We start from the raw sequence: 1,014 nt of genomic DNA, 5'->3' as shown, positions 1-1,014 counted from the left end.
GATTTAAAGAGAAAGCAATTTTACTTATCCTTGAACGTATAGATAATGCTTTATCTAATAATCAGGAAATCAAATTTACTGCAAGTGAAAATGAAAAAGTTAAGCATCTAACAGAAGAAATTTTACTTCAATTATCTGAATATGTTCTGAGTGCCAAATCTACTTTATTAAGATTATGCCATTTTGTAAAAGAGCGGTCAGATTTTAGTGAGAATATTACACTTAATAATAGAAATGAATTAACAGGAAATCCTATTTTAGGAGATAAACCAAATTCTTTAAGTAAACCTACAGAACCTAAAGTTTCTTCTAATATCCCAGAGATAAATAAATTTGATCTTACAAACGCAAGACAGTTAAAACAATTTTACTTACAAGTGGCAGATGTCACTTGTGAATTACAACCATCATCCACTCTAGGTTACACCAGTCGGCGCTTTGGATTGTGGCATAGTATTGTTCAGCTACCAGAGATGAGTGCACAAGGTATTACAACCATGCAAGCTGTTCCTATTGATAAGGTAAGTGATTATCGGGAGCAAATGATTTCATCTCCAAGCATTGAATTATTAGTTCGAATAGAGAAAACTTTAACAACTAGCCCATATTGGATTGAAGGAAGTTACTTGTCTGCTAAATGCTGTGAAATATTAAAATTTCAAGAAGCTGCCAGATCTATCAAAATTGTAACAAAACAATTTGTTGAAAAATTTCCAACATTTCACTTAGCGAAGTTCCAAAATGGTGAACCATTCTTAACTGAAACTGTTTCTGAGTGGCTTTTTGAAGACATCCCTCTTTATTCAAGCGAGCAAAGTGCGGTTCAACATCAAGCAGATAATAATTTTGATGAGATTTATTTAGCTGAAGGATTTTTATCTGTATTAAAACAAATTAATACTCGGTTAACATCAGTAATTGATATACGAGAAAGACATTATTTACAGTTTGAAAAGATACGTTTTTTCTTAAAAGAAGACATGATTTCTATTGCGCTTAATGAGCTTTCTGAAC

At 31.8% G+C, this 1,014-nt stretch carries 1 protein-coding gene; it reads left to right on the top strand.

Features of this window, described 5'->3' with window-relative positions:
- Positions 1 to 1,014: type VI secretion system domain-containing protein (locus QZ106_RS00340; RefSeq protein WP_295972822.1), on the top strand; the 1,014-nt coding region annotated here is incomplete at both ends.

Source organism: uncultured Aggregatibacter sp. (assembly GCF_901873365.1).
GTDB lineage: Bacteria > Pseudomonadota > Gammaproteobacteria > Enterobacterales > Pasteurellaceae > Aggregatibacter.
This window is presented reverse-complemented; position numbering and strand designations above follow the sequence as displayed.